Origin of the sequence: Nonomuraea lactucae, from assembly GCF_003313395.1 — a bacterium.
GTDB classification, from domain to species: domain Bacteria; phylum Actinomycetota; class Actinomycetes; order Streptosporangiales; family Streptosporangiaceae; genus Nonomuraea; species Nonomuraea lactucae.
The window spans coordinates 17,818-30,692 of the sequence record NZ_QNFZ01000027.1 but is presented as its reverse complement, the minus strand read 5'-3'; the positions used below and the strand labels follow the sequence as shown (position 1 = coordinate 30,692).

Here is a 12,875-nt window from a genome sequence, read left to right as displayed (position 1 = left end):
TCCACGACGCCCGGCACACCGCCGCGACACTCCTCATCGAGCAGGGTGTGAACATCTGGGTCGTACAGCAGGTTCTCTTTTTTACGTGTCCACACCGCTGATGCACGACGATCCGTAGCCGTTGCAACTAGCACTGCGACTATGGGAAACCGAAAGATCAAAAGGCCCTCTCCCCAAAAACGGGACGAGGGCCTTTCACCTGCGGAGGATCGGGGATTTGAACCCCGGATGGTGTTGCCACCAAACCGCATTAGCAGTGCGGCGCCATAGACCTGACTAGGCGAATCCTCCTGGAAGCCATGTGGCTCAGGACAGCGTACCGGCCTTCTGGCGAGGCGGCAAAGCGGTTCCCGCGCGTGCCTCCCAACGGACCCGCGCGTGCCCCCCGACGAACCCGCGCGTGCCCCCCGACGGACCCGCGGTGGGAATCCGAGGAGGTTATCCACCGCCTGTGGGTAACCTCCTGTGGACGAAGCCCGCCCGGTTCCAGAACGGGCTTTCGACTGTGGATGAGTCAGGCGGGGTTGGCCTCGCCCTCGATCTCGATCTTGACCTTCTTGCCCACCAGCACGCCACCCGTCTCGAGGGCCTGGTTCCAGGTCAGGCCGAAGTCCTCGCGGTCCAGTTCGGTGTGGAGGGAGAAGCCCCATACGTCCTGGCCCCAGGGGTTCGTGCCGGCGCCGCCGTACTCGACCGTGAGCTCGACCTCCTTGGTGACGTCGCGGATCGTGAGGTCGCCGGCGACGGTGAACTCGTCGTCCGACTGGCGAACCACGCGCTTGCTCTGGAAGGTGATCTCCGGGTACTTCTCGACGGCCAGGAAGTCGTCGCTACGCAGGTGGCCGTCGCGGTCGGCGACGCCGGTGTTGATGCTCTCCGTCTTGATCGTGAGCTGGGCGGACGACTCGAGGGGGTTCTCGGCGATGGTGACCGAGCCGCTGAAGTCGCCGAAATTTCCGCGTACTTTGCTGACCATCATGTGCTTGACGACGAAGCCGATGCGGGTGTGGGCCGCGTCGAGGTTGTAGGTGCCGGGGGCGGGGATGGTGAGGCCTTCCCAGGTGCGGACGGTCATGGTGGCTCCTCAAGAGACGAGTACTTGCCCTACGGATATTTGCGTTAACAGATATCTACATGAGGAATATTCCTCACGTCAACTATCGTCGGTTAGGGTGTGAGTGTGAATCCCATCGACGACCCCCGGCTCACCGCCATGGGCCTGCTGGCCGAGGTCCACGCGGGTCTGGTCGCCCGGATGCAGCCGGTGCTCAGCACGGCGGGCCTGTCCGAGATCGACTTCGAGACGCTTCTCCGCCTGGGCCGTTCCCCCGGCGAACGGCTGCGGATGACCGACCTCGCCGCCCAGACGGGCCTGTCCACCAGTGGCGTGACCAGGGTCGTCGATCGCCTGGAACGTGACGGTCTGGTGACCCGCGTAGCCTGCACCGCCGACCGGCGTGCCTCCTATGCGGCGCTCACCGACGCCGGCCGTGAGCGGCTCACGGCCGTCCTGCCCCTCCATCTCGCCGACATCCAGCGGTGCTTCACGGGTTTGCTCGCCGACGAGCAGCTCGAGGCGTTCCTGGAGGCCCTCCGTACGATCCGCGACGTCGTACGGCCCTGCGCTACGGCCGGGGCGGCGGAGAGCAGATCCCCAGTTCGGTCCTGAGCTTGGCCATGGCGCGCGACACCGTGCTCTTGACCGTGCCGACGCTGATCCCGAGGGTGCTGGCCACCTCGGGCTCCGTCATGTCCTCGTAGTAGCGCAGCACGATCGCGGCCCGCATGCGCTCCGGCAGCCTGCTCAGCGCCCGTTCGAGCCGCTCGTGCACCTCGCCGTACGCATCGGACTCGCAGGCCACCTCCGGCAACTCGTCGGAGGGGTACTCCTCGACCTTGCGCCGCCGCCACTGCGAGATGTTGATGTTGACCATGGCCCGCCTGACGTAACCGTCGAGCGCCCCGCGGTCCGTGATGCGGTCCCAGGCAAGGTATGTCCTGGTCAGAGCGTTCTGGAGCAGATCCTCGGCGTCCAAGGGATGTCCGGTCAGCTGATGAGCGGCGCGCAGCAGGGCGGGCCCGCGGGTCAGGACGTACTCGCGGAACTCCTCTTCACCTTTGGTGATCTGCATCGTGGCCAGAATCGCAGCCTGATGCCCTGTTAGGGCTGAACCCGAATTCATGATTCGGCCCGCCGACGACAAAGGTCCGTCAAGGTCGGTGGCGGTTTGTACGACGCCGGATGTCATGTCCTTCCCTTGGGGATGCGTATTTTGCTCCCTAATGAGATGTGCCCGCGCGCCACGCGCGAAGTCGTGTGACGCTATAGGAGCGAGGAGGAGGGGTGGATGGGCTATCCGAGCGTTGAGCGCCGGCGGATGCTCGCGGCGGCGGCGTTGGGGCGGGAGGCCGGAGCGCCGGGCCCCGAGCCGTCGAGCGGCGATCCGTTACGCGCCGTCGCGGGGGAGATCCGCGACATCAGCCCGCATCTGGTCATCATCGAGACGCCCGAGGGCGGGGAGGAGCGGCTGGTCATCGCCCCATGGGCCACCGCCTGGCACGGCCGCGACACCACCCCCGCCGATCTGCCCGCCGGCGCCCGGGTCATGATGCGCACCTGTCGCGAGGGCAGGGTCGTCGAGCGGATCTGGGCCGACACCACCCGGCTCACCGGGACCATCCTGTCCATCGAGGGTCGCAAGGACCTGACGGTCCAGCTCTCCTGCGGCCCGCACCGGGGCCGCCGGACGATCGTCATCCCCTACCGGGCCACCGGCCGCATCCAGGTACGCCACCCCAAGCTGGAGCCCGGCTACCTCTTCGACGCGATCGGCGTCCGCAAGGACGGGACGTGCCTGGCCCTGCTGCCCGCGACCTCCCAGCCCCCCTACGCCGCGAAGGCCGTGCCACCTCCGCCGCCCGCCTACGCCGGGGGCCAGCCGCGCGTCTCCGGGACCGCGACCTGGTCGGACGCGTTCGACGACGGCGAGCGCGGCGTCGCCTACCCGATGGTGGAACGTTCTGACGCCGGATGTCCCGACGCCGAGGTGTCGTGCGCCGGCCTGCCGTACCTCGCGGTGGGGTCGCTGCTCCAGGTGAAGAACGTCTGCGCGGACCGCTCGGTCAACGTCCCGATCGTCGCGTGCGGTTGCGTGGCCGGGCGCTTCTGCGATCGTTGCGTGGAATGCGGTACGTCGCCGCGCGGCCGGATCGCGGAGCTTTCGCCGTCGTCGTACGTCGAGCTCGGCGGCGACCTGGTCAAGGGGTGCTTCAACGCTCAGATCGGATTGGGGTGACGCTGGTGGTGGCATCGCAGCTACCGGTCCTGATCGTGCTGCTCGTCCTCGGGACGGTGGCCAAGCTCGTCACGGTGCGGTCGGGTGGCGAGCCGGGGGCGCTGTCGAGGCTGGGGCCGGCCGTGCTCGTTCCGGGGCGCATGCAGGCACCGGCGCTGGTGGCCTGCGCCGTGGGGGAACTGGTGCTCGCCGTGGGGCTCCTCGTGACCACCGTGCCAGTCTTCCGGTGGGCGACGGTCATGTTCTTCGCGCTCTCCACGTACGTGCTGCTGGAGCTGCGCAGGCGGCGGCCCGACGCGGGGTGCGGGTGCTTCGGCGAGGTCAGCGCGGCCCCGGTGGGCATCCGCGCGGTCGGCAGGACCGTCGTGCTCACCGGCATGGCGGTGATGACCGTGTGGGCGGAGGTGCCCGGATGGGTGGCGTTCGCGCGGCCGTCGTGGTTCGTCGCCGCCGGGGTCGGTCTGCTGGCGCTGCTGTCGCCGGAGCTCGAGGAGATGATCGACCGGCTCCGCTACCGCGCGCCCTGCGAGCAGCGGCCGGCGCCCGCCGAGGGCGTCGCGCTGTCTCGGCTGCGGGGGAGCGGCCCGTGGCGTACGCACCGGGACCACGTCGCCGCGGCGGAGCCGTACGACAGCTGGCGGGAGCTGTGCTGGCGGTTCTTCGCCTTCCAGGGCAAGGACGGCGGCGACGTCGTCTTCGCGGTCTATCTCAGCGGGAGGCGCCCGGCGGTGCGGGTCGCCGTGGTCAGCCCGGAGGACAGCGGATCTCTGCCCGCGTATACGCCTGTATCGGCCTGACGCTAGACAGCCGTAGATTTCCCTCGACGGGCATGGCGATATGGCTCTATTGGGCTGTCTAGCTTCCCCACTAGACAACCCAATAGAGGACTAGGGGTGCCGGCTAGATCGGTTGCGCACGTAGGAACCTCCCGAAATGTGGCACGGTGAACGCGATCTGGCCGCGCTCGGCACTGTAGATCAGCCCCTTCTTGATGAGGCTGTCGCGGGCGGGTGACAGGCTGGACGGCTTGCGACCGAGGGCGTCGGCCACCTCAGCCGTGGAGACCGGCTCGTCACCGATCTGGGCCATGGCGTGCATGTAGTCGCGCTCGGCCGGGGTGGCCCGCTCGTAGCGGCTGCCGAAGAAGCCCACCGCGAGCTCCTCCTCGGCCTCGGGAGCGGAGACCTTGACGTCGTCCACCGTGATCGGGCTGCGTGGCGCCAGATCCCACGCCACCTTGCCGTAGGCCTGGACGAAGTAGGGATAGCCGTCGGCCGCCTCGTAGAGCGCGTCGAGGGCGTCCTGCGTGAACTCCACCTGCTCCTCGCGCGCGGGCAGGATCAGCGCCAGGTCGGCCGCTTCGCGGTCGAGCTTGTCGATGCGCGCGTAGCGGAACAGCCGCTCCGAGTAGCTCTTGCTGGCCGACAGCACGCTCGGCAGATGCGGCAGCCCGGCCCCGACCACGATCAGCGGGCCGCCCGACTGGGACAGCTCGTGGCAGGCGGCGCAGAGCGCGGAGACGTCTGCGGCCTGCACGTCTTGCATCTCGTCGATGAAGAGCGCGATGCCCACGCCCAGGTCGGTGGCCACGCTCGCCGCGTCGACGAACAGCTCGGTGAGGTCGATCTCCAGGTCGCCGGAGTCGGCGCGGCCCCGGCTGGCCGGCACCTCGATGCCGGGCGACCAGTGCGAGGTGCCCTTGGCCGCGGCCGGATCGCGCATCGCGAACGCCTTGAGCACCCCGAGGAACTCCTCGATGCGCTCCGGCGCCCGGTGGCGCGGGGCCAGCTCGCGGATCGCCATGTGCAGGGCGGCGGCGACGGGACGGCGGATCGACTGGTCGGGCCGGGCCTCGATCTTGCCCGTGCCCCACAGCCGCTGCATCGCCATGGACTTGAACGTGTTGAGCAGGACGGTCTTCCCGACGCCACGCAGGCCGGTGACGACCATGCTCCGCTCGGGGCGGCCACGGGCCACCCGCTCCAGCACGACCTCGAACTGCTGGAGCTCGCGGTCGCGCCCGGCCAGCTCGGGAGGACGCTGCCCGGCTCCGGGGGCGTAGGGATTGCGCACAGGGTCCACGCTCTCGGACTTTATTGCGGGATATAGCGGCCGTCTTAGATTTGGGCAGAAAGCGCTACGGCGTGTCCGAACAGGCGAGGGCGCCATCACAGTCACCGGACACACCCCCTCTCACCAGGCCGAACCTCTGTTCGATTCGCTACCGAGAACTGTAGCGCGGACTCGAACACGCATGCGATGGTTTCGGGTAAAGATCTTCGCAACCCCGCGCCCGGCTGCTCATCGGATGCCGAACTTGGCAGGCGTACCGCGAGCCCAATAACGTTCGCCCCATGCGGACCTTCGCGAACGTACAGGAGCTCAAGTCGGCCGTCGGTGAGACGTTCGGCCCCACCGAGTGGCGCACGGTCACCCAGGAGCAGGTCAACCTCTTCGCCGACGCCACCGACGACCACCAGTGGATCCACGTGGACGTGGAGCGGGCCAAGGAGGGCCCGTTCGGCGGCACGATCGCGCACGGCTACCTGAGCCTGTCGCTGCTGCCGTCGTTCATGATGGAGCTCCTGCGCGTCGAGGGCATCGCCATGGGCGTCAACTACGGCCTCAACAAGGTCCGCTTCCCGAGGCCGGTGCCGGTCGGCGCGCGCGTCAGGGCCTCGGGCGAGCTGAGCGACGTCAAGGGCACCCCCGCCGGCTACCTGTCCAACCTCAAGGTGACGATCGAGGTCGAGGGGGAGCGGCGCCCGGCCTGCATCGCCGAGACGCTCAGCCTGTACATCCCGGCCGAGTAGTCCTTCTCTTCCGCGTGCTCTTCCCCGTGCTCTTTCCCGTGCAACAGAAGCGCCCGCCCGCCGGTCCTTGGGTTCGTGGACCATACGGCTGATTTCGATGAGTTCGTCCGAGCGCGGGGCGAGGCGCTCCTGCGGTACGGCTACGTGCTCTCCGGAAACTCGGAGGACGCCGCCGACCTCGTTCAGGAGGCGCTAGCCAGGCTGGGTGACGCCTGGCCGCGCGTCCGCAGGAAGGACGACCCGGAGGGGTACGTCCGCACGACCATGGTCCGGCTGCACATCAACGCCTGGCGGCGGCGGCACCGGGAGGACCTGGTCGCCGCGGTGCCCGAGCGCGGCAGGTTCGACCACTACGGCGACGCCGACCTCTGGGCCGAGCTCCAGGAGCTTCCCCGCAAGCAGCGGGCCGTTCTCGTGCTCCGCTACTACGAGGACCTGCCCGACGAGAAGATCGCCGAGGTGCTCGGCGTCTCCCGTGGGACCGTGCGCAGCCAGGCCTCCCGTGCCCTGGACAAGCTCCGGATCAAGCGAGTGCTGCAGGAGGCGCGATGAGAAGCGAAGAGGACCTGATCCGGACCCTGCGCACCGCCGCGGACCAGGTGCGTTCGGACGGTCTCGCGGGCGCGGTGGCCGCCCGCAGGCGTGCCCGCCGCATCAGGCAGCGGGTACAGGTGATGCTGGCGGCGGCCGCGGTCGTGGCGGTCGCGGGCGGTACGACGGCCGTCCTGTCCAGCGGGGGCGGGCAGGCGGGGCCGGCTGTCACCGTGACCTCCGGCGAACCATCGAGGTTGGAGGTCCAACCTGCGGCCGAGGTCTGGCCCAAGGCGGTCTTCAAGATGCCCGCCAAGGCCGCCGACGGCTGGAAATATCGCCCGATAACCGGCATGAGCCCAACTGAGGTGCTCCTCATCGCCGAGTCCTCGTTCGAGAAGGCGGGGCGGCTGGAGGTGTACGACTCGGCGGCCAAGAGCGCGCGCGTCCTCGGTGACGTACCGGCTCCCACGAACGTACGGGGCTACTACGCCCAGAACTTCGAGGTCGGCGAGAAGCACATCGCCTGGTACGGCGAGACCCCCAACAACGGCGACAAATGGGCAGATTTCTGGATCATGCCCAGGGAGGGCGGCGAGGCCAAGCAACTGGGCGAGGTCACCGGCTCGATGGCCGAGGTGGAGCGCATCGGCGTCACGGACGACTCCGTCGTCTGGTCGGTGCGGTCGGGCGGCGTCTACCGCGTGCCGCTGACAGGCGGCACGCCTCAACGCATCGCGGGCAGCGACGGGCTGCACCTCCTCTCCTGGCCGTGGGCGGGTGACCGCACTCGCCGCGGGGACGTCACCAACCAGCACAGGCTGGTCAACCTGGAGACCGGCGAGTCGAAGGACGTACAGGTACCGGACGGGGCGAAGGGCATGAGCTGCCTCCCCGACTGGTGTTTCGCCATGACGAAGGAAGGGGTGATCGCACAGCGCGTGGACGGCTTCGTCCGGAAGACGCTGCCCAGTGAGCTCACCCTGATGGGGTCCGACGACGACCGGCTGGGCACCCGGTTCGCGCTCCTCTCCGGACACGACAGCACTCCGGTGTCGGAGAGCACTGCGCGGTCGATCGTGTTCGACGCGGCCACCGGCCTCAAGGCAGGCGTCGGCAAGGTCTGGCCGAACGGCGCGAGCGCCCTGGGCAGAGGCGTCTCCTCCTCGCCCACCACGATCATCTACTGGGATGAGGACCGGGAGCACTACGACGTGTGCGGGTCCGAGGGGGAGTCGAAGACGTGCCAGTCCAAGGAGCGGGGCGGCGGCAAGGAGTTCACCGTGCTGAACCTGGCGGCCGTCACAACAAAGGGTGAATGATCGCGGCCACCGCCACCACCCCCAGCAGCCCCAGGTAGGCCAGCACGAGCCGGGTGTCCCGGAGCAGGCACTTGCTCCGGGACAACCCGGCTCGCCGCGCCTTCCAGTAACCCGCGAACCCCAGCGCCGCGAACCCCAGCACCGCCCACGCCCCCAGCAACCAGGCCAGCAGCGCGACCGTCGCATACACGCACAACCGCAGCGGATCGTAGGGCTCGGCCTTCACGTGACGACCTCCAGCGGCGCTTTCATGTGACGACCTCCAGAGGCAGGCGTGCGCGGGGTTCGGAGGCCACCGCGGACAGCCGCTGCCCCGCCAGCCGCGGCCACGCCTGCACCGCACAGAACGGCGCACACTGATCCCGTGCCTGATCGGGTGCTCGCCCGGCCCGCGTGCCGACGTGCACGCAGCACTGCGTCAGCCGCTCCTCGATCATCGTCGAGATGTCCATGAACGGCTTCACCGTCACCCGCACCACTCGCTCGCCCAGCATCCTGCGCAGCTTCCTGCGCCCGCCGGGCAGCGCCGACGAAGCCAGCGTGAGCAGGGTGGCCACGCCGAGGTCGCAGTTCTCGCAGATGTCGCGCCACAACTCGCCGATCCGCGGATGCGACAGCGACGACTGCTCCGACAGCAGTCCGAGCAGCGACTCCTGTACGGCCAGCCGCAGCTCGCGCGGGATCTCGCTGTCGGCGATCCGGTTGGACACCAGGCCGAGGTTCGCCTTGAGCCGGTCGTGCCCCATCAGCGCCACCAGCGAGCGCCACTGCCGCGCGTCGTCGCGGATCAGGTAGCCCACCGAGCAGCAGTGCGGATGCGAGCAGGGCAGAGCCGTGAGGTCGCGCCACGTGACCAGCCCCCCGGTCTGCGGGCCGAGCCGCCCGAGCACGCCCGTGTGGGTGAGCCGGTCCATCGGGTCGATCGGCCCCGACCTGCCCGAGCCGAACTGCGGCTGCAGCGACACGCCGCCGACGTACGGGGTGTCGAGGGCCAGCCGGATGACGTCGCCGATCTCGCCGTCGTTGACGCCGAGCGCCGCCGTCATCACCAGCGTGGTGAAGATCTCGCGTTCCGACAACCGCTGCACGGCCTGCGCCTTGAGGCGTCGCAGGTCACCGCCGCGGTGATGCTTCGACGCCTCGGCCGAGCTCCCGTCGTACTGCAGGTAGACCTCGACCCGCTCCCTGTGCTCGGTCAGCAGGTCGAGCAGGTCGTCGTCACGGGCGATGAGCACGCCGTTGGTGTTGATCAGGATGCGGGTGACGGGCCGCCGTACGAGCTCGCCGAGCAGGTCGGCGAGCTCCGGATGCAGGGTCGGCTCGCCGCCGCTCAGCATGAGCACGTCGAGCTTGCCGTTCTCGCGGGCGAGGCGCTGGTCGACGTTGGCGAGAACCTCGGCCACCGGGACGACACCGCTCAGCTCGGGGGAACTGCCGGTGAAACAGGTCGGGCAGCGCAGGTTGCACGCATCGACGATGTCCTCCAGCAGGATGCACGTGTGCTGGGTCTGCATCTCGGGCAGGCCCTGCAGGTACGCGGCGGGCACCGGCGCGAAGTTCCCGGCCACGTCCGGGATGTGCTGCTTCGTGGGAGCGGTCCATTCCTCCAGGTACGCGAGGATCTCCGGGTCCTCGTCGTACAGCGTCCGCACCAGGCCGTGCTCGCGGCACCCGCGCTCCAGCCACACCCTGCCGTCCCGAACGGCCAGATAGCCGCTCAGCCGCTCCACCCGCTCCAGGTCCTGGCCGTGGCAGTGCGGGCAGAAGGCGTTGACGTACCTCAGGATGCGGTCTCCCCGCAGTCCCATCCCAGTGCTCATCTGACGACCTTCCGCCGGAAAAGGGCATCGTAGTAGCCGCGTCGCCACCCGTACCCGACCCTGATCCCGAGCAGCAACAGGCCCGGGACGAGAAACCACTGTGGCCGCGTGAGGTCCAGCCAGACGGTCTCGTTCGCCCTGGCGAACTCGACCGCGAACCGGAACACCGCGTACCCGGCCAGGTAGAGCGTGAACAGCTCGCCCGGCCGGCTGAGCCTGCCGCGCGCCCACACCAGCGCGCCGAACGCGGCCAGGTGGAACACGATCTCGTACACGAACGACGGGTGCATGGCCTGCCCCACCAGGCAGCCGGGACACTCGGGCGTGGTCGCGGGAGCATGCACCCCCCACGGCAGATCCGTGGGCCGCCCCGGTGCCTCGGTCAGATGGCAGCCGATCCGCCCGACCGCCATCCCCAACGCCACCGCGGGGGCGAACAGATCGCCCGTCCGCTCCTTGTAGCCGATGATCCTCTTGGCCACCAGCACACCCACGTACGCCCCGGTCAGGCCGCCGAGGACGCTCCGCGAGCCGTACAGCCAGAGATCGGACAGATCAAGCGTCTCCAGCCACCCGGCCAACCGCATCCCGATCGCCCCACCCACCAGCGCCCCCGTGACGGTGACCAGCGACTGCTCGTTGAGCGCCCCCCGCCGCCGTGCCTCCCGTACGAACACCACAGAAGCGACCAGCACCCCAAGGCCCACGAAAATCTCATGCAGTGGCATGTCAGGCGTACAACTCCGGATTGAGCCCCGTACAGAACCCCGCCGAGACGATCGACCACAAGGCCCACCCGATCATCAGCCCCAGCCCCAGCCCGGTCGCCCACGGCCGCCGCACGAACAACAGCCCGGTCCCTGCCCCCAGCCCCACCAGCGCCAGCACCACGGCCCCGGCCGCGACGAACCCAGCGCTGGTGCCGCTGTTCTGCTCCATGGACGCGATGACGATGAAGAACCCGACGACGACATTGATCACGCTGTAGACCACAAACCCGACAAACGCCAACCCCACCACCACCCCAGCGGACCCGCCCCCGGAACCAGGCGCAGGCCCCGGCGGCACCCCCCACCCACCGGGCGGCATCCCTCCAGGCGGCACGCCCCCCGCCCCACCAGGGAGCCCACCCACTCGCGGTGGCACGTCACCCGCTCCGGCGGGGGATCCGCCCACTCCCGGCGAATCGCCCTCCACTCCGGCCGGACCCCGACCCGGGCCCGGCAGCGATCCACCTTGACCCGGCACCACCCCATGACCAGCGGGCGACACCTCGCCCTGCCCAGGCGACCGCATGTCACCTGGAAGCGCATCGCCCCGCCCCTGCCCCTGCTCCGGCCCACTTTCGCCAGAGGCCGACCCGATTCCGTCCGGAGAATCCGGTGGTGGTGGTGTGTTCATCTACGTGAGCTCTCCCTGATCCGAAGCCAGGCTAGGGGTCAGCACTTGCATTTGTCTGTACGGATCCCCCAGAACCACAACCCACAGGCCACAAGCCGCACCAGAAGGACACGACCACAGACCCACGACGACCGAAGGACGCGAGACGAGCCCCAAAAGAAGCCCAGCAACCCAGGCGCCAAGACGTATCAGCCGGCCCCTGGCCTACGCGTACATCCCTGGATTCAGCCCTGTGCAGTACCCGGCCGTGACAATCGACGCCAACGCCCAGCCGATCAGCAGCCCAAGCCCCAGCCCCAGCGCCCAAGACCGACGCAGCACCAGCAAGACGATGCCACCCCCGAGGGCAGCCAACGCCAAGATCACCGCCCCGACGCCGATCGCCACCGAAGACTCCATGCTCAGCACCACAATGGCGACCACCACGTTGAAGACCCAGTAGCCGAAGGCCCCAACGAACGCCAACCCGACGACCACCCCGGTCCTCCGAGGCGGCTCCGGCACACCCGGCTGCTGCGGCGGCGGCACACTCACACCGATCACCCTACGTGCCCACCCACCACACGAGTGAGAGCTGACATGCGTCGTGGTAGTGACCCCGGCGATGTCGAGCTCCCTCGCGATCTCCGCATTGGACGACCCACGCCCACGCGACGCACCGGAAGGACCGGGACAAGTTCCGCCGCCGCTTCGCCGACGGCCCCCGGCCCCCCGCCAGGCGGCATGGCCCGCGCTCGCCCCGAGTGGGCCATCTGGCTACGCATCGCTCTTGATCCCCCTGATCGCCCTCATCCGGCCCATCAGCCACACCCTCTGGTCCAGCAGGACGGAGTCGGCACGCTCATGAGCGCGGTAACCGGTTCGAGTCACTCCCGAAGACCCGCTATGCTTGCTTACGCAGCGAGCGGCCGTAGCTCAATGGATAGAGCATCTGACTACGGATCAGAAGGTTAGGGGTTCGAGTCCTCTCGGCCGCGCTCCAGGTCAAAGGCTCTCTGGGATGATCCCGGGGAGCCTTTTTCGTGGTCGGACAGCAGCGTTGTACAGCAACGCAGGCCCACCCTTCTATGCACACCAGCGGGCTCGTGCCCTCGCCTCCAGGCCCCCGGACGCCGACGACCCTACTCAGGCGCCGCTGAGTCCCTCTCTGAGGCGGCGAACCCACTCTGCGGGGAAGACTTGCTCAAGCCGCTCTTTGCTGGTTTCCAACATCCCCTCCTTCGCCAAGGGGAGAAGAGCGCCATCCTGGACCGCCTTGTGATCCTCGGGTGCCGGACAGATGAGGACGGCGAGAATCCGGCATGTCCGTTGCAACTCCTCGATCCCCGTCGCGTGGATCATGCTCTTGATGGGTTCCCACGCCGTCCGTACGGCAAGAGCCACCAGCGGTTCGAGGAGAGCGCTGCGACGCTCGGCCTTTCGGGACCGCATGAGGACCGTCGATCGTGGTGCGACGTGGTGAGTTGACCGACAAGGCGTGGGTGCGGATCGAGCCGTTGCTGCCATGAGCGGTTCAAACGCTGGGAAGAAGACGGCACTTGGGCTCGGCTGCTGGAGGAGATGCAGGTCAAGGACGACTCGATCGGCCAGGTCGAGCTGATGGGGAGCATCGATTCCACCATCGCCCGGGCGCGTCAGCACGCGGCCGGGGCCCGTAAAAGGGGGATGACGGCGGGACGATCGATACGGAGC

Annotated in this window: 14 protein-coding genes and 2 tRNA genes; 7 read left to right on the top strand and 9 right to left on the bottom strand. The window is 68.8% G+C overall.

The annotated features are described in order from the left end of the window. Positions 1-202 precede the first annotated feature (202 nt). Both DQW85_RS01835 and DQW85_RS01830 read right to left on the bottom strand, forming a co-directional pair. Positions 203-291 (bottom strand) — tRNA-Ser (locus DQW85_RS01835). Positions 292-514: 223 nt separating this feature from the next. Then, complete coding sequence (locus DQW85_RS01830) at positions 515-1,075, bottom strand: YceI family protein (RefSeq protein WP_113698555.1); 561 nt, start codon at positions 1,073-1,075, stop codon at positions 515-517. A 99-nt stretch (positions 1,076-1,174) separates the two neighbouring features. On the opposite strand from DQW85_RS01830, the gene DQW85_RS01825 reads away from it, so the two are divergent. Then, positions 1,175-1,669 carry a MarR family winged helix-turn-helix transcriptional regulator gene (locus tag DQW85_RS01825; RefSeq protein WP_240196833.1) on the top strand — a complete coding sequence of 165 codons (495 nt, stop codon included), beginning with the start codon at positions 1,175-1,177 and terminating at the stop codon, positions 1,667-1,669. On the opposite strand, the gene DQW85_RS01820 is transcribed toward DQW85_RS01825, so the two are convergent. Continuing rightward, the gene (locus DQW85_RS01820; protein ID WP_113698556.1) at positions 1,626-2,132 is read right to left on the bottom strand and encodes a SigE family RNA polymerase sigma factor; all 507 of its coding nucleotides are present in this window, start codon (positions 2,130-2,132) and stop codon (positions 1,626-1,628) included. The genes DQW85_RS01825 and DQW85_RS01820 overlap by 44 nt on opposite strands. A gap of 216 nt (positions 2,133-2,348) precedes the next feature. Between DQW85_RS01820 and DQW85_RS01815 the strand changes: the two genes are divergently transcribed. Together DQW85_RS01815 and DQW85_RS01810 are read left to right on the top strand one after the other, a co-directional pair. Further along, the gene (locus tag DQW85_RS01815) at positions 2,349-3,296 is read left to right on the top strand and encodes a hypothetical protein (RefSeq protein WP_113698557.1); all 948 of its coding nucleotides are present in this window, start codon (positions 2,349-2,351) and stop codon (positions 3,294-3,296) included. An 8-nt stretch (positions 3,297-3,304) separates the two neighbouring features. After that, positions 3,305-4,093, top strand: a complete 789-nt coding sequence (locus DQW85_RS01810) for a MauE/DoxX family redox-associated membrane protein (protein ID WP_240196834.1) — start codon at positions 3,305-3,307, stop codon at positions 4,091-4,093. Positions 4,094-4,196: 103 nt separating this feature from the next. Here DQW85_RS01810 and DQW85_RS01805 read toward each other — a convergent pair whose 3' ends face one another. Beyond that, a complete protein-coding gene (locus DQW85_RS01805; RefSeq protein ID WP_476703588.1) occupies positions 4,197-5,369 on the bottom strand; it encodes an AAA family ATPase in 1,173 nt (390 codons plus the stop codon). A 281-nt stretch (positions 5,370-5,650) separates the two neighbouring features. Here DQW85_RS01805 and DQW85_RS01800 point away from each other — a divergent pair, with 281 nt between their 5' ends. The 3 genes from DQW85_RS01800 (at position 5,651) to DQW85_RS01790 (ending at position 7,962) form a co-directional block, all read left to right on the top strand. Further along, positions 5,651-6,109 carry a MaoC family dehydratase gene (locus DQW85_RS01800; protein ID WP_113698560.1) on the top strand — a complete coding sequence of 153 codons (459 nt, stop codon included), beginning with the start codon at positions 5,651-5,653 and terminating at the stop codon, positions 6,107-6,109. Positions 6,110-6,184: 75 nt separating this feature from the next. After that, positions 6,185-6,661 carry a SigE family RNA polymerase sigma factor gene (locus tag DQW85_RS01795; protein WP_113698561.1) on the top strand — a complete coding sequence of 159 codons (477 nt, stop codon included), beginning with the start codon at positions 6,185-6,187 and terminating at the stop codon, positions 6,659-6,661. Then, on the top strand, positions 6,658-7,962 hold the full coding sequence (locus DQW85_RS01790; protein WP_113698562.1) for a hypothetical protein: 1,305 nt from the start codon (positions 6,658-6,660) through the stop codon (positions 7,960-7,962). The genes DQW85_RS01795 and DQW85_RS01790 overlap by 4 nt, the downstream gene beginning before the upstream one ends. On the opposite strand, the gene DQW85_RS01785 is transcribed toward DQW85_RS01790, so the two are convergent. From DQW85_RS01785 to DQW85_RS01765, 5 genes are all read right to left on the bottom strand, one after another. Next, the gene (locus tag DQW85_RS01785; RefSeq protein WP_113698563.1) at positions 7,943-8,188 is read right to left on the bottom strand and encodes a hypothetical protein; all 246 of its coding nucleotides are present in this window, start codon (positions 8,186-8,188) and stop codon (positions 7,943-7,945) included. The genes DQW85_RS01790 and DQW85_RS01785 overlap by 20 nt on opposite strands. Positions 8,189-8,210: 22 nt before the next feature. Continuing rightward, entirely contained in the window at positions 8,211-9,782 is a 1,572-nt protein-coding gene (locus tag DQW85_RS01780) for a radical SAM protein (protein WP_113698564.1), read from the bottom strand. Next, positions 9,779-10,510 carry a prolipoprotein diacylglyceryl transferase gene (locus tag DQW85_RS01775; RefSeq protein ID WP_113698565.1) on the bottom strand — a complete coding sequence of 244 codons (732 nt, stop codon included), beginning with the start codon at positions 10,508-10,510 and terminating at the stop codon, positions 9,779-9,781. The genes DQW85_RS01780 and DQW85_RS01775 overlap by 4 nt, the downstream gene beginning before the upstream one ends. A 1-nt stretch (position 10,511) precedes the next feature. Next, positions 10,512-10,763, bottom strand: coding sequence for a hypothetical protein (locus tag DQW85_RS01770; RefSeq protein WP_205314773.1), 252 nt, complete (start codon positions 10,761-10,763; stop codon positions 10,512-10,514). Positions 10,764-11,387: 624 nt separating this feature from the next. Beyond that, positions 11,388-11,660 carry a hypothetical protein gene (locus tag DQW85_RS01765; protein WP_113698567.1) on the bottom strand — a complete coding sequence of 91 codons (273 nt, stop codon included), beginning with the start codon at positions 11,658-11,660 and terminating at the stop codon, positions 11,388-11,390. Between the two features lie 427 nt (positions 11,661-12,087). On the opposite strand from DQW85_RS01765, the gene DQW85_RS01760 reads away from it, so the two are divergent. After that, positions 12,088-12,160 (top strand) — tRNA-Arg (locus DQW85_RS01760). Positions 12,161-12,875: the final 715 nt, after the last annotated feature.

Excerpts from the sequence above, each read along its gene's own strand:
- DQW85_RS01830 (WP_113698555.1), bottom strand. The coding sequence starts at position 1,075 with ATGACCGTCCGCACCTGGGAAGGCCTCACCATCCCCGCCCCCGGCACC.
- DQW85_RS01820 (WP_113698556.1), bottom strand. The coding sequence starts at position 2,132 with ATGCAGATCACCAAAGGTGAAGAGGAGTTCCGCGAGTACGTCCTGACC.
- DQW85_RS01815 (WP_113698557.1), top strand. The coding sequence starts at position 2,349 with ATGGGCTATCCGAGCGTTGAGCGCCGGCGGATGCTCGCGGCGGCGGCG.
- DQW85_RS01800 (WP_113698560.1), top strand. The coding sequence starts at position 5,651 with ATGCGGACCTTCGCGAACGTACAGGAGCTCAAGTCGGCCGTCGGTGAG.
- DQW85_RS01790 (WP_113698562.1), top strand. The coding sequence starts at position 6,658 with ATGAGAAGCGAAGAGGACCTGATCCGGACCCTGCGCACCGCCGCGGAC.
- DQW85_RS01780 (WP_113698564.1), bottom strand. The coding sequence starts at position 9,782 with ATGAGCACTGGGATGGGACTGCGGGGAGACCGCATCCTGAGGTACGTC.
- DQW85_RS01775 (WP_113698565.1), bottom strand. The coding sequence starts at position 10,510 with ATGCCACTGCATGAGATTTTCGTGGGCCTTGGGGTGCTGGTCGCTTCT.